Genomic DNA, 19,813 nt, shown 5'->3' with positions numbered 1-19,813 from the left:
TCAGGCTTCACCACGATTGGCAGCGCAACCGATCAGCGCCGCTGGCGGTGCATTAGCCAGAGGAAGTACGGGCAACCGATAAAGGCTGCCAGCAACCCTGCAGAAACTGGCCACGGGTAGGCGATATTACGTCCCAGCCAGTCGGCTACGAGCATGATCAGGCCGCCGATGATTGCACTCAGCAAGATCTGCGGCGCAGTACGGTGCACGCCGAGCTGGCGGGCGATGTGCGGCGCGATCAAACCAACGAAGCTCAGCGGGCCGACGATCAGCGTGGCGGTCGCGGTCAGCACTGCTGCCACGCCGAGAATCGCCAGGTGGCTGAGACGCAATGGCAAGCCGAGGGCCGAGGCTGTGCCGCCACCCAGGGTCAGCAAGTCCAGCGGCCGCGAAAGCAGCAGGCTGACCAGCAGCATGACGCCAGCGATCACCAGCGCCGTCAGCGCGGCCGGACCGTCGACGTGATAGGTCGAACCGGTCATCCAGCTCAACAGCAAGGTCATGCGCGGGTCTCCGCTGGCCATCAGCAGCGTGCTCAATGCCCCCATCAGCGTGGTCAGGCAGACCCCGGTCAGTAACAGGCGCTCCGGGCTCAAGGCGCTGCGCCAGTTGAACCAGAACAGTGCGCCGAGTGTGAGCAGGGTACCGGCGCAGGCTGCTGGCACCATCAAGGCCTGTGGCTGTGGCACCAACAGGAACAGCACCATCACCCCCAGCGCTGCACCGGAGCTGGCACCCAGTACTTCCGGGCTGGCCATCGGGTTGCCGGTCAGGCGCTGGATCAACAAACCAGCCACCGCCAACATGACTCCGGCGCTGAGCGAACCCATTACCCGTGGCAATCGCCATTGCAACGCGCCGTCGAATTGCTCCGGGCCGCTCCAGTGCCAGCCGTGCAAGCCAATGCCCAGGCTGATTGCCGGTATGACCAGCAACACGAGCAGTACTGCACCGACGCTGATGTACCGGCCAGGGTTGTGAAGCCTGCGCCACGTGCTGCCCTGCTGCGCGACGATGCCGCCGTTGCGCTGACGCTTGAGCAGCCAGAGCAACAGCGGCACGCTGAACACGGCGGTGAGAATGCCGGCCGGCACTTCACCGACAAATCGTGAAAGCTCACGCGCGCACTGGTCCACCAGACACAGCAGCGCTGCGCCCATCAACGGTGCCCATATCAGCCGTTGGCGCAAGGTGCGCGCCCCGCTGAGGCGGGCGATGGCTGGCGCTGCGAGACCGACAAAACCGATGATGCCGACGGCGCTGGTAACGAAGGCGCTGAGTGCCACGGCGACTACTAGCCCCAGGGTGCGCGTGGTCCGCAGAGAAACCCCAAGGCTCGCCGCGCTCTGGTCTTCAAGCCCCAGCACGGCCAGAGGTCTGGCGAGCAAACCGGCGATCAGTGCGGCGACGGCCAGACGAGGCGCCAGATAAGTCACGCCTTCCCAGCCACTCTGGTTGAGTGAACCGGCTTGCCAGAGCAGCAGGTCGACGAGGTAGTCATGGTTGAACAACACCAGCAGTGAATTGATGGCGTTGCAATACAGGCTGATCACCATGCCCGCGAGGATAAAGCGCAGCGAAGACATCGTGCGGCTCCACGCGAAGGCGAACAGCGCCAGCGTGGCCAGTCCGGCACCGACCAGCGTCACTCCCTCCAGGCCATGCAGCAGCAGGGCAGGTGCTGCGATAGTGGCAATCGACAGGGCCAGATTGGCTCCGGCCGCCACGCCGAGCGTGACCGGCTCGGCCAGCGGGTTGCGCAGAATCTGCTGAAACAGCGTCCCCGCCAGTCCTAACGCAGCCCCTACCATCAGGCTGACCAGCAGGCGTGGTGCGAAGCTGAAATGCAGCAGGACCTGACGGCCGTCGTCCAGGTCTGGGGTCCACAGTGCCTGCCACCACAGCGCGCTGGGCAGCAGGGCCTGTAAGCCATGCAACGCGATCAGCATCGCCAGCAAGGTCAGCACCAGAACCCAGGGCAGAGGTCCCTGGAACAGCGCAGGGCGAGGGGCCGCCAGGCCGATAGCCGGTTCAAGCATGCTCTTGTTCTCCGCGATGGCTCAGGTACGCGCCGATCAGTTCGGCCAGGTTGAGTGCCGAGGCAGCCGCGCCGTAAGGGAAGAATTTACCCAGCGCCAGGGTGTTGCCACGTCTTACTGCGGGCAGGTTTTCCCACAGCGCGTTGGTCTGGCGCAGGCTCTGCAGGCGCGCCGACGTCGTCGGAATTTCGATGTACAGCAGGTGCGCGTCCGGGGTTTCGGCGAGTCGTTCGACGCCAATCAGGGAAATGCCCATGGCGCTGCTTGGGCCTTGCCAGGCATTGACCAGACCGAGCCGGTCGAGCACGTCCTGAATCATGCTGTTCTTGCCGTAGACCGTCGCATGGCGACCGTCCTGATTGAGCACTACCACACAGATTGGCGGCTGAGGGCGTTGCGCCAGTTGTGCGCGCAGTTGAGCGAGACGGGTTTCACCTGCCGCGATCCAGCTTGCAGCCTGTTGCTGGCGGTCGATACGGGCTGCCAGCCGGGTCATGAAGCCCGTGGCGCTGGTCCAGACGCTACGGGCGCTGGGGTAGACATCGACCACTTCGGTGGGCGCAATGCCCTGCAGCGAGCGGGCGATGGCAGGCGGCATTTGATCGCTGAGGATCAATTGCGGGGAGAGTTCTTTGATCAATTCAAGATTGGGTTCCCAGTAGGGGCCCACGTCGAGGACTTCGGGAGGCAGTGGCGCAGTGGGCATGCGTCGGCTGTAATAACTGCCGTCGGAGATCGCCAGTGGCGTGACTCCCAGCGTCAACAGCGTTTCGGCGGCAGCCCAGTTGATGGCGATGATACGTTGCAGCGGGGCGGCGAAAAGGCTCATGGCAGGCAGACCGCTGGCCAGCGCAAGGCCGCCGACGGCGAATCGCTTAAGCAGGTGACGGCGGGTCAGAGGCATGTTCGTTCTCCTCGGTGGTAACGGCTCATCGTGATCCTCCAAAAACGACACCGGGCCCCTTGATCAAAGGAGCCCGGCTGAGGGTTCAGCAACGCACTGACACAGTCTGGACAGGCGCTGCCTGCCCGACGCAGCATGGTGCTGCGCGGACAGACGCGTACCCCTGAAAGATCAGGCGTTGATCACCATTTGTATTTCACGCTGGTCAGCAAGGTGCGACGCATGCCCGGGTAGCACTCGTACGAGTCATCGCAAGTGGCTGAATATTTCTCGTCCAGCAGGTTCTGGGCATTGACCGAGACAGTCACGCTCTTATTGAGCGGGTAGCTCGCGCCCGCGTCGAACAGGGTGTAGTTGTCGATGTGGAAGGTGTTGGCGTTATCGCCGTAGAGCACCCCGGTATAACGTGCGCCGCCACCCAGGCTGAGGCCATTGAGAATCGTGTCGTTGAAGGTGTAGTTCAGCCAGGCCGAAGCCATGTGTTTGGGCACGTTGGCCGGACGATTACCCTCGTCGCCAGCGTTGCTCTTGGTGATCTCGGCCTTGGTGTAGGTGTAGGACGCAATCAGGTCCCAGTTCTGGTCCAGTTTGGCCTTGACCTCGGCTTCGATACCGCGCGACTGCTGTTCGCCATTGGCGACCGAGAAAGCGGTATTGCCCAGATCCCGGGTCAGTACGTTGGTCTTGGTCAGGTCGTAGGCTGCCAGGGTCATCAGGATAGCGTCGGTAGGCTGGTATTTGACACCCGCTTCCCACTGGTGCGCTTCGCTCGAATCAAAGCCCCTGCCGCTGCTGTCCAGGCCAGTATTAGGCGCAAAAGACTCGGAATAGCTGACGTACGGCGCCAGGCCGAACTCAGTCAGGTAGGTCAGGCCCAGACGGCCAGTAAAGGCATTGTCTTTCTGGTTCGTCGGGTCAGCGACGTGGTTATCCAGGTCATTGCGCACATAGTCGTAGCGACCGCCTGCGGTCAGGATCCAGTGATCGTCGAACTTGATCTGGTCCTGAATGTAGCCACCGATCTGCTCGATGGTCTGGTCATAGTCGATCGAGCCGATGCTGTTGGCCTTGGTTGGGCGGGTCACCGGCTGGCCGTAGACCGGGTTGTAGATGTTCAGGTCCGGGCCGCGAACGCGCCAGCGAGTGACGTCGGCGTCCTGCCATGTGTAATCCACGCCGGTCAGCAGCTTGTGCGTGAACGGGCCGGTCTGGAAGTCAGCCTGCAACTGGTTGTCCAGCGCAAAAGTGTTCATGTGCTGATCAAAACGGTCTGCGCCACGAATGGTGTTTCCGGTGCTGGTATCAACACTGAACGGCAGCAGGTTCTGGAAGATCACGTCTACCTGACCATAGCGGGCGTTCTGGCGGAATTCCCAGGTGTCGTCGAAACGATGACGGAACTCATAACCGAAGCTGTACTGATCCTGATTCAGGTGGTTGAAGCTGTGATCACCCATCAGCGTATCGGTGGTGTGCCCGTTTGGCGTGCTATAAGCAAACAGCGAGCCGCCGTTACGGTCACGCAGGAAGTCGCTGAGGAACGTCAGGCTGGTGTCTTCGTCCGGTGCCCAGGTGAAGGATGGCGCGATGTACAGGCGGTCATCTTTGACTTCGTGGCCATCGTCGTATTCCACCTGCGTGTTGGTGTCCCGTACCGAACCGACGACGCGATAAAGGAAGTGCTGCTGATCGTCCAGTGCGCCACCGAGGTCGAACTGGCCTTGTCGGCGGTCATAGTTGCCGACTGAAAGCTGTACTTCGTTGACATGGTTGACTTCGGGTTTCTTGCTGACGCGGTTGATGATACCGCCAGCGTCACCTTGGCCGAACAGGGTCGAAGAGGGGCCTTTTACCACGTCGATACGGTCAAACGCATAAGGTTCGCTGCGGAAGAACGCATAGCTGTTGTTCTGCTGACGCAGGCCATTGAGGTAGTCGCTGGTGGATTGACCGTTGAAGCCGCGAATGTACAGCCAGTCGAAACCTTTCGGATCGAGACCATAAGCTTCGACTTTGACGCCCGGGACGTAACGCAACGCATCCGTGACGGTTTGCGCGCCCTGGTCTTCCATCTGCTTGCGGGTGACCACGGAGATGGACTGCGGGATCTCGACCAGCGGCGTATTGGTCTTGCTGGCGCTGTTGCTGGTTTTCGGAACGTAGCTCTCGTAACCCTCTGGCACCGCCGCGCGACCGGAAATGATCTGGTCGGGTATGGTCAACTGGCCGCTGGTCGGTGCCGCGGCAAGCAAGGTGACCCGGCTGCCTTCTATCTGATACTGGATGCCCGTCCCACGGAGCAGCGAGTTCAGTGCTTGCGTTGGTTCAATTTCCCCGTGCAGCTCGGGGCTGCGCAGGTTCTGCAATTGAACCGGGTTGAACACGATTTGCAAGTCAGACTGTGTACCGAGACTGATCAGCGCCGAACCCAGCGGTTGCGCCGGAATATCGATGCGCACCGGCGCGGCAACTGCGTTGGTGGCGGTCAATGCCAGACCCAGGGCGGCGCTGCTGATCAACATCGCCAGATGGCTGGCTGGGTGTTTGAGGGTTGGGGGCTTGCTTTTACCAATCAATTTTTACGCTCCTGGATACTGGTTTTTAATAAAACTTTTTTAGTTTTTTAGTTTTTTGGTATTGGCGATGACAGACAGCTTTTTACAACTACGGCGCCACTGTAATCAGGGGCGCCGTGACGGATCAGGTGAGTGCGACGTCGGGGCTGGTTGACGAGGTGTCCTTGTTCTTGCGCTGGACCTCGACGATGTTTCCCGCGCTCATCCGCAGTAATCGGTCGGCGACATCGAAGTAGCGATCGTCGTGAGAAATCACGATCAAGGTCTTACCCTGGGCGCGCAGCTCCGGCAGCAACTCGGTGTAGAAAATGCGCCGGAACTCAGGGTCCTGGTCTGCGGCCCATTCATCGAACACCAGCACCGGGCGCTTCTCGAGCCAGGCTTGAACCAGAGCGAGACGTTTGCGCTGACCGGTGGACAGGTCGGTGGTGGAATAGCTGTGGTCGTTCAGTGAGACCTTGTGGGCAATTTCCAGCCGTTCCAGGTAGCGGTTGGCTTCGGCGGGGATTTCAGCGCTGTCCTTGAGCAGGTCTTCGAACAGGAAGTAGTCGGCAAAAATAGTCGTGAACAGCTGGCGATAGTCGTCGCGGTTGCTGTCGTCGACAGGTTTGCCATCAATCAATACCTGGCCGCTCTGGGGCACATAAAGGCCCAATAGCAGTTTGATCATGCTGGTTTTACCGCAGCCGTTTTCGCCCGCAATAAACAGAATCTCACCGCGCTGGATGGTCAGGTTGAGCGGACCGACACCAAAACCGGTGCTGCCGTCTTCGGTAGGGTAGTGGTAGCTCAGGTCACGCAGTTCGATCTGCTCAATGTCCAGGGGCTTGCGCTCATCGTCGCGCAACAGCAGGTTGGGCTCCGGAGAAGAGAAGCGAATCGACAGCTCGGCAATGCGCCGGAAAGCAACCTGGGCACGACTGACGATGGGCAGGTTGCCGACCAGATGCTCAAGCGGACCTTTCATGTACAGCAACACCAGAATAAAGCCGCTGAGGGTGGCTCTATCGGTGCTCGGCCAGATTGACTCATAGGCCAGAGCCAGGCCTATGACGATGAAGAACAGGGTGGAGCCGAAGCCTTTGGCGACCACAAACAGGTTGATCGAACGAACCTGGATATCGCAGATGCGATCAATGGTGCCTTGCAGGCGCTCGTTGTAGTGCTGGAAGCGGCGCGGGCGGCTGATACGCAGTTCCTTGGCGCCTTCAGCCAGGGCACGGTAGTGCTTTTGCAGTTCGTCTTCTTCTTCGCGGGCCTGAAAGAACCCACGGATGCCACGGCTGCGCACCAGAAACTGGATGGCGCTGCCAATGATGATGGCGACCGCCGTGGTGAGGAACATCGGCAGCGACAAGACCGCCAGGTAGCCCAGGCAGCTGAGGCAGACCGTCAGCGATACCGCCAGCGGTGCAAAGGCGAACACAAAGTCGCTGATGGTATCGATGTCGTGCGTCAGTACCGGGATCAGGCGATGACTGCGATAGCGCTCGATCTGCTCGATAGGGGCGGAGATGATCTTGCTGCCCAGCTCTTTACGTAACCGTGCAATGGAGTGCTGCCCGACATAGTTGGTGCCGATGTCAGAAATGATCGATCCCACCAGCGCCAGCACACAGAGGCCGGCAAACCCTGCCAGCAAGCCTGATTGCATGCCACCTTCGGCATTCAGGCTGTGGTTGATGGTGGCAAGTAGCGCAGTAATGCTGGCGCCGCCGATGATGCCGAGGACCGTCGCCATCAGCAACTGTGGCCAGAACGGCCGCAGTAGCTTGAAAAGCTCACCAAGGGTGCTTTGTGGGGGAGTCTGCATCATTTTTTCCTAGGCTCTGCGGCCACCGTCGGGCACGCTGGAATTCAAGGGCTGATCGGTGCGTTGGCCCTGAGAGGGGAAGCCAAGCCGAATCATTTTTGTTAAGACGAGCGAGCGAAGGAAAATTTAAGAAAAATTGCATGCTGGCAATTCGCCTTTTATGGTGCGGGATTCTTCGTCTGAGCCAGACCTTTCACGAACAGGCTCGCTGCTGCAAAAAAACAGCATGAATTCAGAGGTTTATGTGGTGTTTCTCAAGCGGGGCCGCGGTGTCTTTGACACCGCGCTCTAGCGCAGTCGGCACTGCCCTGACCGGCACCGAATTTATCCGGGAATGCGGCATTCCGACACTCCCTGCGAGGGGGGGGCGACTGCGCTTTAGCCTGGCGCTCCACTTCTGCGGCCCGATACGCAAATGAGAAACATTACTAAAGTTTTTCTGAGCGCTCTCGTCACTACCTTTGAATGCACTTTTGAAAGCGCTTCTTCTGGCCGATGCGCAGGTGTTGGAAAAGGCAGGCTGCGCCGTGAAGGCGGAGTAACGCCACCCTCAGGGTGAGGAAGATTTATTCCGGCCCGCGTCGTGCTACACAGCTACCGTGAAACAGGACACTGGCATCATGACTCAGTTGATCTCACCGACCTACGACGTACTTGGCATTGGCTTTGGTCCGTCTAATCTGGCGCTGGCGATTGCTTTGCAGGAACAGGCTCTGCAGCAGGGGCGCAATTATCAGGCGCTTTTCCTCGACAAACAGCACGACTACCGCTGGCATGGCAACACCCTCGTCACCCAGAGCGAGTTACAGATTTCCTACCTCAAGGATCTGGTCACCTTGCGTAACCCGACCAGCCCTTTCAGTTTCGTGAATTACCTGCACAAACACGACCGACTGATCGACTTCATAAACCTGGGCACACTTTATCCGTGCCGTATGGAATACAACGACTATCTGTGCTGGGTGGCCCGACAGTTTTCCGAGCAGTGCGCCTATGGCGAAGAAGTTTCCCGCGTCGAGCCCGTTCAAGGTCCTGATGGCATAGAACTGCTCAAAGTGCTGTCCACCGATGTGCGGGGTCAGGAGCGTTTCCGTCTGACGCGCTCCGTAGTCGTCAGTACCGGTGGGACGCCGCGCATCCCGGCGGCGTTCAGTCATCTACGTAACGACGCGCGCGTGTTCCACCACTCGCGCTACCTGGAAAGTATCGCCAGACAGCCATGCCTGAAGAACCCGTCGATGCGCATTGCGGTGATTGGCGGCGGGCAGAGTGCGGCCGAGGCGTTCATTGACCTGAATGACAGCTACCCGTCGGCACAGGTCGACATGATTCTGCGTGCAGCGGTGCTAAAACCAGCGGATGACAGCCCTTTCGTCAACGAAATCTTCGCGCCGAGCTATACCGATCTGGTGTTCAACGAGCCGCAGGCAGAGCGTGAAAAGTTGATCCAGGAATACCACAACACCAACTATTCGGTGGTGGACCTCAACCTGATCGAGTCGATCTATTCGATTTTTTACCGACAGAAAGTTGCCAATCAGCAGCGTCATGCGTTTCTCAGCCGGCGCACTGTCGAGTTGGCCGGTGCCGACAGCAACGGCATCGAACTGACCCTGCGCGACAGCGCCACCGGCGCGACCGAGCAACGCCGTTATGACGTGGTGATTCTGGCTACCGGTTATCAGCGCAGCTCCCATCGCGAGCTGCTCGCGCCGCTCAAGGATTACCTTGGCGACTATGAAGTGGGTCGCGATTACCGTTTGCAAACCGATCCGCGTCTGCGTGCGAGCATCTACATGCAGGGCTTCAGCCAGGACAGCCACGGCCTCAGCGACACGCTGCTGTCGGTGTTGCCGATGCGTGCTGCGGAAATCGCTGCATCGATTTTCGATCAGCCACAGGGTGGCAAAAGCATCAATCGCGATACGAAGAGCCGGGCGGCACAAAGTGCCTGAGCGACTCTGACTGCGGTGTGATTTACACATCCGGACTAAATCCGCAGCGCCCCTGAGCGTCATACGAGCCGGGGGCGCTGTTTTCAATGCGCATCTTTTTCGCGGCCCGAGGTGGTCCTGCCATGTCCTGCAACTCTACCAACGGAACGCTGTTACTGCCCGACGGGCGCCGACTGTTCGCCGATGCAGGCGAGCGCTTCCTTGTGTTGATGGTCGACGATAAGCCGCTGCTTGAAGTGGCGCGTGACGGCGATGTCTGGCAGGTGCCGCATGATCGCGAGCCGTCACAGATTAATTTCGCACTGTGGGCATTGGCTGCGCTGATGGTGCAGAGCCGCGAAGTGTTCTTCGAGCAATGCCAGTTATGTTGACGTTATTTCAGCTGAGCGTAATCACTCCCGACGCCAGGCAGCGCGGGGCGCAAGCATGATTGCTGCCCTAGCGCCGCTGTTCATGGGGCAGTTCGCAAGCTATCGCGACGTGCTGGTAACGCGTGATGATCCCCGGCCCTCGATTGCTTCCACGCGGCTGTTGCAGCCTGAGTATCTGGAGCCTTTGCTGCAGCGTTTTTCACCGGAACACGCGGGCCAGGATCGTCGCGCCCTGGCGTCACAATGGTCGAAGTATTATCTGGTCAAACTGATTCCGCCGGTGGTGGCTGCTGCTCTGGTACTTGGCCGTCGCCTGCCGTTGGACTTTGCTGACGTCGGGGTGGTGCTTGATGCACAGGGCTTGCCTGAAGCCTTCAAGCTGACGGGCGACGGCGAGGTGTTCAGTAGCCCTCCGAGCGATCCGTTCCAACGTTTCAGCGACCTGATCGACACCCATTTGCAGCCTTTTGTGCAGGGCCTGGCCAGTGAGGTCAAGCTCTCACCCAAAGTGCTGTGGAGCAACGCCGGTAACTATTTCGAGTGGTTTATCGGTGAAATGGCGCGAGTGCCGCTGCCGCCGCATCTATTGGCGGATGGCAAGGCACTGCTGGAAACCGAACGGCGCCCGGACGGTTCACGCAATCCGCTGTTTTTACCGATTCGCTACGAACCCGTGTCCTGTGACCTGCGCGCAGACGGACGCTGGCGTCAAAGGCGAGTCTGCTGCATTCGCTATCGTCTGGACACGCTGGCTCATTGTGATAACTGTCCTTTGATCGACGAGCCGCCGCCGGAAATGATTACCCTCTAGCCGCCCTTGGCGCTGCCGGGCGGTAAACCACCGCGCTGCGCTCGATGATTCACCTCAATCAGTCAGATCGGGTAGCTGATCGGTGAGCCGTCGACAGGGTTGGGCAGCACGCCCATCGCAATGCCATAAATGTCTTGCAGGATTTCACTGCGCATCAGTTGGCTTGGGCTGCCCTGGGCCAGCAAACGTCCACCGTGCAGTGCCAGCAGATGGTCGCAATAACGAGCTGCCATATTGACGTCATGCAAGACCACCAGCACCCCGAGGTTGAGTTCGCGGCTAAGGGTCTTGACCCTGCCGAGCACTTCCACCTGATGGGCGATGTCCAGTGCAGACGTCGGCTCGTCGAGCAAAAGGAAACGGCTGTTTTGCGACAGCAACATGGCCAGCCATACCCGTTGGCGCTCGCCACCGGACAACTGGTCGACCATCCGTTCGGCAAAGGTGTCGGTGTCGGTCAGTTCCAGCGCACGATCAATGTGCATGTTGTCTTCGCGCGTCACGCGACCCAGCGCCCCATGCCAGGGGTAACGCCCGAAAGCGACCAGTTCGCGGACATTCAAGCTGTCGGTCTGCGGCAATTGTTGGGGCAGGTAAGCGACCTGACGGGCGAAATCGCGACCGTTCCAGCTGCTCAGCGGCTTGCCGTCCAGGCTGATCGTTCCTGAGGACGGTTGCAGCTGACGGGCCAGCAGTTTGAGCAGGGTCGATTTGCCCGAGCCGTTGTGACCGATCAGGCCGATCATCTCGCCATGAGGCAGTTGCATGCTGAGGGGGTGGAGCAGAGTGCGCTCGGTGACGTTGAGGCTGACGTTTTCCAGATCGAACATTAAGTCACCCTGACCGATTGAATCGCGGGGGAGGAGTATAAGTTTTAATGCTAATGATAATCAATGTTGAAAATGGTAGTCGGCAGGTTATAGCAGCCCGCATATTCTCGGCCAGTCAACGTGCAGTCTTTCGCCTACCGTTATCTTGCTGAACGCGAGAAACGGCATCCCGGGTCGATCACACTGACCTTCGACGCCGCTCATCGACACTGAAATGATTAGCGATTGATCGCGGCCTTCTTTTGCGCGTGCGCTGTCTGAACGAAGGGCGCAACCAATACCAGCCGTCACAACAAAAACGGATATGTACACAAAATGCACTAAACGAAGGTTGGGCCTATGCCAGCCCGATTGCCCCCCAGACCTGAACCCCAACTGAACATCCCACGCTCTTGCCAAGAAAACCTTTGGATACCTGAACTTATCTGCATTTTCTGCCTCTCATGCCGGTAGCCATTGATCGCGGCACCCTGATAAGCTCGCGGCTTTACTCGTTTGCCCTATTGGCGCATGAACAAGGAATCAGAATGAAACAGCATCGGTTGGCAGCGGCGATTGCCCTGGTCGGTCTGGTACTCGCAGGTTGTGATAAGCAAGCCAGCACTGTTGAGCTGAAAACCCCGGCACAAAAAGCGTCTTACGGCATTGGTCTGAACATGGGCAAAAGCCTGGCTCAGGAAGGCATGGATGACCTTGACTCCAAAGCAGTAGCCCTTGGTATCGAAGATGCCGTCGGCAAGAAAGATCAAAAGCTCAAGGATGAAGAATTGGTTGAAGCCTTCGCAGCGCTGCAAAAGCGCGCCGAAGAGCGTATGGCCAAAATGAGCGAAGAGTCGGCAGCAGCCGGCAAAAAATTCCTTGAAGAAAACGGCAAGAAGGCAGGTGTAGTGACTACCGCTTCGGGCCTGCAGTATGAAATCGTCAAGAAAGCCGATGGCCCTCAGCCTAAGCCAACTGACGTAGTGACTGTTCACTACGAAGGCAAGCTGACTGACGGCAAGGTTTTCGACAGCTCTGTTGAGCGTGGCAGCCCGATTGATCTGCCGGTTAGCGGCGTGATCCCGGGTTGGGTCGAAGGTCTGCAACTGATGCACGTTGGCGAGAAGATCAAGCTCTACATTCCGAGCGATCTGGCCTACGGCGCACAGAGCCCAAGCCCGACGATCCCTGCCAACTCGGTTCTGGTATTCGACCTGGAACTGCTGGGCATCAAGGACCCTGCAGCCGCAGGTGCACCTGACGCCGAAGAAGAGCCGGCGGCTCCCGCTTCCAAGTAAGCGACGCACCGGTTTGACCACAACGCCCCGTTTCGACGGGGCGTTGTCGTTTCTGGTCGAACGGATTCGGATGGGCGCAGTCGGAGTAACAGAACCGACGACAGAAGCCGTGTGCTTTGTCTGACGATCCAACATTTTTGTGACAGTGGCTGTGGGTAACTTCTGGGCAGGCTTAAGTCAACGATTTTTATAGCTTTTTTTATGTGACTAAAAAACGCCCGATTTGACTCCGGACCCCGTAAAACAAGGGTTGTGGCCAGAAAAAACGCCTCTGTTCACAAGGTTATCCACAAGTTGTGTGGATAACCTTTTTGAGTACCGGACACCGACTTTGTAGGGACGGTGTTTATCGGCAACAAACGTCGTTCAACGGGAGTTGACATGAAAGCACCGTGGAATTTGCTTCGATATCTGCCTATGGCGCGACGATTGATCGCTGCCGGACGCTTGCCAGCCTTGCTATTCGCCGTGGCGCGAAAAGGTTCTGCTGAAGGCAGTCGCCTTGGCAAGATAAAGGATGACCTGCGCCTGTTGCAGGCGTTGTGTCTGGCTTACTGGCGGGGCGAGTATCGATCGATCAGCCCCAAGGCGCTGCTGTCGATCGTGGCCGGTCTGATGTACTTCCTGAGCCCGCTGGACGCGATCCCCGACTGGATACCCGGGCTCGGTATGTTCGACGACATTGCCGTTCTAGCCTGGATCATGAAAAGCCTCGATGGCGAGCTGAATGCGTTCCGCGAGTGGCGTGCACGTCAATCACCGGAAAAGCTGATTGTAGTCGAGCGTCTGCCTGCCACTGCTGCCTTGCTTGAGCAGGAAAAAGCCAAGGATTGACGGATCAGTCCTCTCAACCCGATCAGGAGGCTGGGGAGCGCACTTGGAGTGGGCAAGTAGCCCATGACCGCTGTTAAACTGCGGCCATGGGAATAAACCTACTCGATGTGTGTAGTTGTCCTACATGGGGGTTGTATGGATCTGCAGGTTATTTCTCGCGATGGTGAGCCCGAGTACGCGGTTCTGCCGTGGGCCCAGTATCAGGCGTTGCTCAAGGCCGCCGGCATTTCTGGTCACTCAGAGGCTCAGCCAAATCCCGCACCGGTCGTGTCTGTTGGTGAGGTTGCCGAACTGCCGGGTCTTGATCAGTTGGCGGCGCTACGTGCCGCCAAAGGGCTTGAAGTCGCGCAATTGGCAAGAACCGTTGGGATTAGTCCGTCGTATCTGGAAATGATTGAACGTGGCGAGCGTAAACCTGACGCCGCAATTCTTCGCAGCCTTGCCTGGGAAATGGGTTTGACGGGCTGGCGGGGTGAGGCATGAGTGTGCGCATCAGTCGTCAGCATTGGGACGGGCTGCTGGCCGAGCTGGATCAGGCACGTCGCCAGCGACATCTGTTGACCTATCGCGCATTGCTGGAGCGTCTGCAATTGCCAACTCCGGCCATGCAGACCCTGACTGCAGCCCTGGAACACCTCGCGGCCATTGATGCCAAAGCCGAGCAGCCGTTGCGTAGTTCGCTGGTGATCAGCCAGGGCGCGAGTCGATTGCCGCGTACCGGGTTTTTTGAGTGCGCTGAGCGTTTGGGGCGGTTCTCAGGGCCTTCAGATGGCGTTGCTGCCGCGTCGTGGCATGCGTCGGAAGTGGTCCGGGTGTTTGAGTTCAGTTATCCCGAGTAGCTGCGGCTTGGAATAAGATCTCCTGTGTGAGATCTCTGGCTGCCTGCAATTTTCCTGACGTGGGACCGGCTTTAGCCGGGAAGAGGCCAGTAAAGGCAATGAGAACTCCTGTACCGAAACATTGCCTTCCCGGCTAAAGCCGGTCCCACGACAACCACCGCACCGCCTTGGCATTGCACAGCCCATCACCCCACCTGAGCCAACCCCAACTCCCGCGTATCAATCACATGCACGCTCGCGCCAATAATGTCCTTGGCATGATGCTTGGCCTCTGACGCCAGTTCGGCCAATTGGCTTGCATCGAGCTCGCTGCAGGATTCGCTGTGCAAATGAATCACGCCAATGGACAGCGACAGCAGGGGGAATTCCTGGCGCTGGCCTTGACGATTGGAGGCGATAAAGCAGCCCGCTTCCAGATGCTCGACGCGATAGAAGCGGCGGCACTGATTCTGGAAGTCTTCCAGCAGTATGTTCAGGCGCTTCCGCCAGTCCTCGGAGCCCAGCACCATCAGGAAGTCGTCGCCGCCAATGTGGCCGACGAAGTCCTGGCTAGGGTCAATACGGTCATTCAGGCATTGCGCCAGGCACAGCAAGACTTCGTCGCCACGGCCGTAACCATAGATATCGTTGAAGGGTTTGAAGCTGTCGATGTCCACGTAGCAAATCATCGACTCGCGGCCCTGCTGTAGCAGGCGGGTCAGGCATTGCTGGATCGGGACGTTGCCGGGCAACAGTGTCAGCGGGTTGGCATAACGGGCCTGCTGAATCTTCAGTTCGGTAATCAACTTGAGTACATCGATCACTCGGCCAAGCCCCAGGTAGCTGCCGTTCAAGGTGATGATGAAGTCTTCTTCGATGCGCTGTCGGGCGCGGCTGGTCAATAAACGACTGACTTTCTGCAGCGACTGGTTCAGTTCAACCGCGAGAAAATCGTCGCTCATCAAACGGCTGATCGGCTTGCGGGCGAACAGTTCGGTTCCGAAGGGTTTGAGCAGCACTTCAGACAGCGAATGCCGATGCACGATGCCGCACGGTCGCCCCTGGTCATCCAGTACAGCCATGGAGTTCAGCGCTGCCTGCTTGCGAAAGGCTTCGAGCACCGAAGCGGTGGGAGTGCTTTGCTCGACGGCCGGTTGCTCGTTGAGTAAAGCGCTCAGGTCGCTGCCTTCATCGGTCAAGGTGGGCGTCGCCACAGCATCCAGTTTTGGCAGCAGCTTGCGGGCGTCGCGTGGAGGTTGTTCCTGCGGGCGGCACAGCAGGTAACCCTGCACCAGATCTACACCCATCTCGCTCAATACCGAGAGTTCTTCCGGCAGTTCGATGCCTTCGGCGATGACTGAAGCGCGTGAAGCTTTGGCCATTTGCAGCATTGAACCGACGAACTCACGTTTGACGGCATCCTGATGAATGCCGTCGATGAAGTGTCGGTCGATCTTTACGTACTCGGGGCGCAACTCTGACCATAAGCGCAGGCTGGAGTATCCAGCCCCGAGATCATCCATGGCGATGGAAAATCCCATGTCTCGATAGTGATGCAAAGCGGTGTACAGCAGCTCGAAATCTTCCGTCGGGGTTTGTTCGGTCAGCTCGATCACGACCTTGTTGGGCGCGATGCCATACCTTTGCAGCAACTCCAGCGTGCGACCGGGCGGATGCGCGGACTCCAGCAGGGATTCCGGCGAGATGTTAAGAAACAGCTTGCCTTCAAGTTGCTGTTCACTGAATCGACGGCAGGCACTTTCGCGACAGGCCATCTCCAGCTCGCTCAAGCGTCCGGCATGACGGGCCACCGCGAACAGGTTGACAGGGGAGTGCAGGGCGCTGTTGGAGGGGCCCCGCGTCAGGGCTTCATAACCCAGAATTCTTCGTTCGGTCAGCGACACGATTGGCTGGAACAGGCTGTGCAGATCGCTGTGAGCGAGAATCGAGCTCAGTGCGCTCAGCTGTTCTGTCATGGTCATGGCAATCTCGAGGCAAGAAAAAGGGGCCAAACGACAGTGCGCTTGAGCCCCTTATTTCACGACAGCTTCATGACTGTTTGATGACGATTGCCATCAGATCGCCATTCCTCAGGATTCAATCCGAATTTTTGTACGGGGTCACCCAGTTTCCCTGACACTGCGCTGTCGCGCGACAAACATGGGACCTGTAGGAGTGACCGGGGTGGCGATCCACATTGCTCGCGATTCGGTCTATCAGGCGATAAATATATTGCCTGTACTGGAGCTATCGCGAGAAAGCTCGCTCCTACAGATCCTGTAGGAGCTCACGAGCAACGCGAGGCAGCGATTACATTCGCCTGACACACCGCGATCGCGGGCGTCGTAACCTCCGTGCGCTCCTGCAAGGACCGGTTTACTTCTTGGCGACCGAAGCACTCAAACCCAGATAGTCGATCAGAATACGACCGGTTTCGGACAGATACGCATCGTCCTCCGGTTTGGCGTTCTCGTCTTCTACCGGCAGGGCATCTTCGTCTTCTTTCTTCAGTTCTTTGAGCGGCTCTTCACCTTTGGCCTTACGACGGGCGTTTTCCAGCGCCAGTTGCTTGGCTTCGATCGAGGCGTGCTCGGCGCGACGGTCCGCTTCGTTGAGGCTGACCGTTTTCTCATTCATCAATTGCTTGGCCAGGGCCAGGCGATTTTCGATGAACACGAATTCTGCATCCTTCGCCGAACGGGTTTCATGTCGCGACTGAAGCTGGGCCAGGAACGGCTTGAACGGATCAACAGCCGGTTTGATCGCCGGTTTGATGCTGTCCCATGGCATTGCCTCAGGCAGCGCACTCTCGCCGATTTCCTTGGTGTCGATGATCGACGGATAGTTGATGTCCGGCACGACGCCCTGATGCTGGGTGCTCTGCCCGGAAACCCGGTAGAACTTGGCCAGGGTCAGTTTCAGCTCACCGTGATTGAGCGGCTGAATGGTCTGCACGGTACCTTTACCGAAGGTCTGGCCTCCGATGATCAACGCGCGGTGGTAGTCCTGCATGGCGCCGGCGAAAATCTCCGAGGCCGAGGCAGACAGGCGGTTCACCAATAGTGCCATCGGGCCTTTGTAGAAAGCGCCGGTGTCTTCGTCTTCAAGTACATCAACCTTGCCGTCGGCATTACGCACCAGAACAGTCGGGCCTTTGTCGATGAACAGGCTGGTCAGTTCGGTCGCTTCCTGCAGCGAGCCGCCACCGTTGTTACGCAGATCCAGAACCACACCATCGACCTTTTCGGCCTGCAGTTCGGTCAGCAGTTTCTTCACGTCACGGGTGGTGCTCTTGTACTGCGGATCACCCGCACGGTAAGCCTTGAAGTCCAGATAGAAAGCCGGAATGTCGATCACGCCGAGTTTGTAGTCGCGGCCATCCTGTTTCAGATGCAGGATGGATTTCTTCGCGGCCTGTTCTTCCAGCTTCACCGCTTCGCGAGTGATAGCAACGATTTTGCTGGTCTGGTCATTCGGCGCATTGCTGGCCGGAATCACTTCCAGGCGCACAACGGAGCCTTTCGGACCGCGAATCAGCTTCACGACTTCATCCAGACGCCAGCCGATCACGTCGACCATTTCCTTGTCGCCCTGAGCGACGGCGACGATCTTGTCGGCAGGCGCAACCTGTTTGGTTTTGGCGGCAGGGCCGGCCGGTACCAGACGCACGATCTTCACGTTGTCGTTGTCGCTCTGCAACACGGCGCCAATGCCTTCCAGCGACAGGCTCATGTTGATGTCAAAGTTTTCCGCGCTGTCCGGAGACAGGTAGTTGGTGTGCGGATCGTAAGACATGGCGAAGGTGTTGATGTACGCCTGGAAGATATCTTCAGCGCGGGTCTGACTCAGACGTGCCAGTTGATTCTTGTAGCGCTTGGTCAGCGTCTCCTGAATCTTGGCCGGGTCTTTACCCGCGATCTTCAGGCGCAGGACTTCGTCCTTGACGCGCTTGCGCCACAGGTCATCCAGTTCAGCTTCGTTTTTCGGCCAGGCGGCGTCCTTGCGATCTACCAGCAGGCTTTCCTTGGCGGTGAAATCAAGTTTGTCGACGCCTTTGTTCAATTCAGCCAGGGCGAAATCCAGACGCGACTTGATGCGGTCCAGATAACGCTTGTAGATGGTAAAACCAGGATTCAGGTCGCCGCTTTTCAGGAAATCGTCGAACTGGGTACGCCACTTGTCGAACTCGGCGACATCGCTGGCGAGGAAGTAGCTGCGCGCCGGGTCCAGAAGCTTGAGGTAGCTTTCATAGATGATCACCGAACGTTTGTCGTCCAGGGGCGGTTTGCTGTAATGGTGACGCTTGAGCAGCTCAACCACGTTGAGACTGGCGATCACTTCGTCGCGATCCGGCTGGAGATTATCCCAGCTGTTGGCGGCAAAGGAGCTGGCGGACATCGGCAAAATGCTGAGACCCACAACCAGCGCAAGGGCGGTACTTGGTAAGAAATGCTTCATGCTGATTCGACGCGGGGACAATTGATAACGCATATTAGGCCGTCTTTGGAAGTCGCCGGTTCCGTCGGATCCGGTCGCATAATGCAAGAAAGCCCGTGCTGTTTCAGCTTCGGGCTCAGTCCAGACTCACTATGGAGGCACTGTGAAGGCATTGCAAGGCGTTGAAGGTCGTGTGGAATGGGTCGATGAGCCAAGTCCGGCTCTGGATGTAGGGCAAGTTCGTATCAAAGTTGCGGCTGCGGGATTGAATCGGGCCGATTTATTACAGCGTGCGGGGCTCTATCCGCCACCGCCCGGGGCGAGCGAAATTCTCGGGATGGAGTGTTCTGGCGTGATCGCTGAAGTCGGGCCCGGCGCTTCCTGGCAAGTGGGCGACAGAGTCTGTGCGCTGCTGGCTGGCGGGGCGATGGCGGAAGAAGCGGTGGTCGATGGGCGGCATGTCTTGCCGGTCCCTGAAGGCCTGTCACTGGCCGAGGCCGCCGCTATTCCGGAAGTCTATGCCACTGCATGGCTTAACCTGTTTCAGTTGGCGGGTCTCAAGCCCGGCGAGAAAGTGTTGTTGCACGCCGGTGCAAGTGGAGTTGGTTCAGCTGGTATTCAGCTTTGCAAGGCGTTCGGCAACCCTGTCTGGGTCAGCGTGGGGTCGGCAGATCGTCTTGAGTACTGCATCGAATTGGGGGCTCAGGGCGGCGTAGTGCGCAATGAAAGCCTGGACAGCCTCAAGGATTTTGCGCCGTTCAATGTGATCCTTGATCCCGTGGGCGCGAACTATGCCGAGCTGAACGTCAAACTGCTGGGTGTCGATGGTCGTTGGGTGCTGATCGGCTTGATGGGCGGCCGTGAGGCACAGCTGGACATGGCACAGGTTCTGGGCAAACGCATCCAGTTACTGGGTTCGACGTTGCGCAGCCGTGACGACACGTTCAAGGCTGACCTTTTGCATGATCTGGGGCAGCACGTCTGGCCACTGTTCACCGAAGGCCGCCTCAAACCGCAACTGGCCCGCAGCTACCCGATCAAGGACGCAGAAGCAGCTTATGCCGAGCTGGCGACCAACAAGGTCAATGGCAAGCTGGTGCTGGTGATTGACGAGAGTCTGGTTTAAAGGCTGATCTGGCCTCCTGGCT

15 protein-coding genes are annotated in these 19,813 nt (G+C 58.5%); 8 read left to right on the top strand and 7 right to left on the bottom strand.

Annotated elements, in window-relative coordinates; genetic code table 11:
* Positions 1 to 32: 32 nt before the first annotated feature.
* From fhuB to CKW31_RS05980, 4 genes are all read right to left on the bottom strand, one after another.
* Entirely contained in the window at positions 33 to 2,039 is a 2,007-nt protein-coding gene (gene fhuB / locus CKW31_RS05995; protein WP_095093474.1) for a Fe(3+)-hydroxamate ABC transporter permease FhuB, read from the bottom strand.
* Entirely contained in the window at positions 2,032 to 2,943 is a 912-nt protein-coding gene (locus tag CKW31_RS05990) for an ABC transporter substrate-binding protein (protein WP_095093473.1), read from the bottom strand. Before CKW31_RS05990 ends, fhuB begins: the two co-directional genes overlap by 8 nt.
* A 182-nt stretch (positions 2,944 to 3,125) precedes the next feature.
* On the bottom strand, positions 3,126 to 5,465 hold the full coding sequence (locus tag CKW31_RS05985; protein WP_095093622.1) for a TonB-dependent siderophore receptor: 2,340 nt from the start codon (positions 5,463 to 5,465) through the stop codon (positions 3,126 to 3,128).
* A gap of 178 nt (positions 5,466 to 5,643) precedes the next feature.
* The gene (locus CKW31_RS05980) at positions 5,644 to 7,332 is read right to left on the bottom strand and encodes a cyclic peptide export ABC transporter (RefSeq protein WP_176469793.1); all 1,689 of its coding nucleotides are present in this window, start codon (positions 7,330 to 7,332) and stop codon (positions 5,644 to 5,646) included.
* A 620-nt stretch (positions 7,333 to 7,952) separates the two neighbouring features.
* Between CKW31_RS05980 and CKW31_RS05975 the strand changes: the two genes are divergently transcribed.
* The 3 genes from CKW31_RS05975 to fhuF all read left to right on the top strand — a co-directional run bounded on the left by CKW31_RS05975 (position 7,953) and on the right by fhuF (position 10,469).
* Positions 7,953 to 9,287 (top strand): lysine N(6)-hydroxylase/L-ornithine N(5)-oxygenase family protein, encoded by a 1,335-nt coding sequence (locus CKW31_RS05975; RefSeq protein ID WP_095093471.1) that lies wholly within the window; start codon positions 7,953 to 7,955, stop codon positions 9,285 to 9,287.
* A gap of 122 nt (positions 9,288 to 9,409) precedes the next feature.
* On the top strand, positions 9,410 to 9,658 hold the full coding sequence (locus CKW31_RS05970) for a hypothetical protein (protein ID WP_141230112.1): 249 nt from the start codon (positions 9,410 to 9,412) through the stop codon (positions 9,656 to 9,658).
* Between the two features lie 55 nt (positions 9,659 to 9,713).
* A complete protein-coding gene (gene fhuF / locus CKW31_RS05965; protein ID WP_095093469.1) occupies positions 9,714 to 10,469 on the top strand; it encodes a siderophore-iron reductase FhuF in 756 nt (251 codons plus the stop codon).
* A gap of 62 nt (positions 10,470 to 10,531) precedes the next feature.
* Here the strand turns inward: fhuF and CKW31_RS05960 are convergent, their stop codons facing one another.
* On the bottom strand, positions 10,532 to 11,299 hold the full coding sequence (locus tag CKW31_RS05960; RefSeq protein WP_095093468.1) for an ATP-binding cassette domain-containing protein: 768 nt from the start codon (positions 11,297 to 11,299) through the stop codon (positions 10,532 to 10,534).
* A gap of 527 nt (positions 11,300 to 11,826) precedes the next feature.
* Between CKW31_RS05960 and CKW31_RS05955 the strand changes: the two genes are divergently transcribed.
* The 4 genes from CKW31_RS05955 (at position 11,827) to CKW31_RS05940 (ending at position 14,249) form a co-directional block, all read left to right on the top strand.
* Positions 11,827 to 12,576, top strand: coding sequence for an FKBP-type peptidyl-prolyl cis-trans isomerase (locus CKW31_RS05955; RefSeq protein WP_087265420.1), 750 nt, complete (start codon positions 11,827 to 11,829; stop codon positions 12,574 to 12,576).
* A gap of 381 nt (positions 12,577 to 12,957) precedes the next feature.
* The gene (locus CKW31_RS05950; protein ID WP_027899635.1) at positions 12,958 to 13,410 is read left to right on the top strand and encodes a YkvA family protein; all 453 of its coding nucleotides are present in this window, start codon (positions 12,958 to 12,960) and stop codon (positions 13,408 to 13,410) included.
* Between the two features lie 135 nt (positions 13,411 to 13,545).
* Positions 13,546 to 13,893 (top strand): helix-turn-helix transcriptional regulator, encoded by a 348-nt coding sequence (locus tag CKW31_RS05945; protein WP_095093467.1) that lies wholly within the window; start codon positions 13,546 to 13,548, stop codon positions 13,891 to 13,893.
* Positions 13,890 to 14,249, top strand: coding sequence for a hypothetical protein (locus CKW31_RS05940; protein ID WP_176469792.1), 360 nt, complete (start codon positions 13,890 to 13,892; stop codon positions 14,247 to 14,249). The genes CKW31_RS05945 and CKW31_RS05940 overlap by 4 nt, the downstream gene beginning before the upstream one ends.
* Positions 14,250 to 14,434: 185 nt before the next feature.
* Here the strand turns inward: CKW31_RS05940 and CKW31_RS05935 are convergent, their stop codons facing one another.
* Together CKW31_RS05935 and CKW31_RS05930 are read right to left on the bottom strand one after the other, a co-directional pair.
* Positions 14,435 to 16,210 (bottom strand): bifunctional diguanylate cyclase/phosphodiesterase, encoded by a 1,776-nt coding sequence (locus tag CKW31_RS05935; protein ID WP_095093466.1) that lies wholly within the window; start codon positions 16,208 to 16,210, stop codon positions 14,435 to 14,437.
* A gap of 394 nt (positions 16,211 to 16,604) precedes the next feature.
* Complete coding sequence (locus CKW31_RS05930) at positions 16,605 to 18,686, bottom strand: carboxy terminal-processing peptidase (protein WP_176469791.1); 2,082 nt, start codon at positions 18,684 to 18,686, stop codon at positions 16,605 to 16,607.
* 142 nt (positions 18,687 to 18,828) lie between these two features.
* On the opposite strand from CKW31_RS05930, the gene CKW31_RS05925 reads away from it, so the two are divergent.
* Positions 18,829 to 19,791: an NAD(P)H-quinone oxidoreductase gene (locus tag CKW31_RS05925; protein ID WP_095093464.1), complete on the top strand. Its 963-nt coding sequence runs from the start codon at positions 18,829 to 18,831 to the stop codon at positions 19,789 to 19,791.
* Positions 19,792 to 19,813 lie beyond the last annotated feature (22 nt).

Source organism: Pseudomonas sp. Irchel 3A5, from assembly GCF_900187575.1.
Classification (GTDB): domain Bacteria; phylum Pseudomonadota; class Gammaproteobacteria; order Pseudomonadales; family Pseudomonadaceae; genus Aquipseudomonas; species Aquipseudomonas folii.
This window is presented reverse-complemented; position numbering and strand designations above follow the sequence as displayed.

Excerpts from the sequence above, each read along its gene's own strand:
- fhuB (WP_095093474.1), bottom strand. The coding sequence starts at position 2,039 with ATGCTTGAACCGGCTATCGGCCTGGCGGCCCCTCGCCCTGCGCTGTTC.
- CKW31_RS05990 (WP_095093473.1), bottom strand. The coding sequence starts at position 2,943 with ATGCCTCTGACCCGCCGTCACCTGCTTAAGCGATTCGCCGTCGGCGGC.
- CKW31_RS05985 (WP_095093622.1), bottom strand. The coding sequence starts at position 5,465 with ATGTTGATCAGCAGCGCCGCCCTGGGTCTGGCATTGACCGCCACCAAC.
- CKW31_RS05980 (WP_176469793.1), bottom strand. The coding sequence starts at position 7,332 with ATGCAGACTCCCCCACAAAGCACCCTTGGTGAGCTTTTCAAGCTACTG.
- CKW31_RS05975 (WP_095093471.1), top strand. The coding sequence starts at position 7,953 with ATGACTCAGTTGATCTCACCGACCTACGACGTACTTGGCATTGGCTTT.
- CKW31_RS05970 (WP_141230112.1), top strand. The coding sequence starts at position 9,410 with ATGTCCTGCAACTCTACCAACGGAACGCTGTTACTGCCCGACGGGCGC.
- fhuF (WP_095093469.1), top strand. The coding sequence starts at position 9,714 with ATGATTGCTGCCCTAGCGCCGCTGTTCATGGGGCAGTTCGCAAGCTAT.
- CKW31_RS05960 (WP_095093468.1), bottom strand. The coding sequence starts at position 11,299 with ATGTTCGATCTGGAAAACGTCAGCCTCAACGTCACCGAGCGCACTCTG.
- CKW31_RS05955 (WP_087265420.1), top strand. The coding sequence starts at position 11,827 with ATGAAACAGCATCGGTTGGCAGCGGCGATTGCCCTGGTCGGTCTGGTA.
- CKW31_RS05950 (WP_027899635.1), top strand. The coding sequence starts at position 12,958 with ATGAAAGCACCGTGGAATTTGCTTCGATATCTGCCTATGGCGCGACGA.
- CKW31_RS05945 (WP_095093467.1), top strand. The coding sequence starts at position 13,546 with ATGGATCTGCAGGTTATTTCTCGCGATGGTGAGCCCGAGTACGCGGTT.
- CKW31_RS05940 (WP_176469792.1), top strand. The coding sequence starts at position 13,890 with ATGAGTGTGCGCATCAGTCGTCAGCATTGGGACGGGCTGCTGGCCGAG.
- CKW31_RS05935 (WP_095093466.1), bottom strand. The coding sequence starts at position 16,210 with ATGACCATGACAGAACAGCTGAGCGCACTGAGCTCGATTCTCGCTCAC.
- CKW31_RS05930 (WP_176469791.1), bottom strand. The coding sequence starts at position 18,686 with ATGAAGCATTTCTTACCAAGTACCGCCCTTGCGCTGGTTGTGGGTCTC.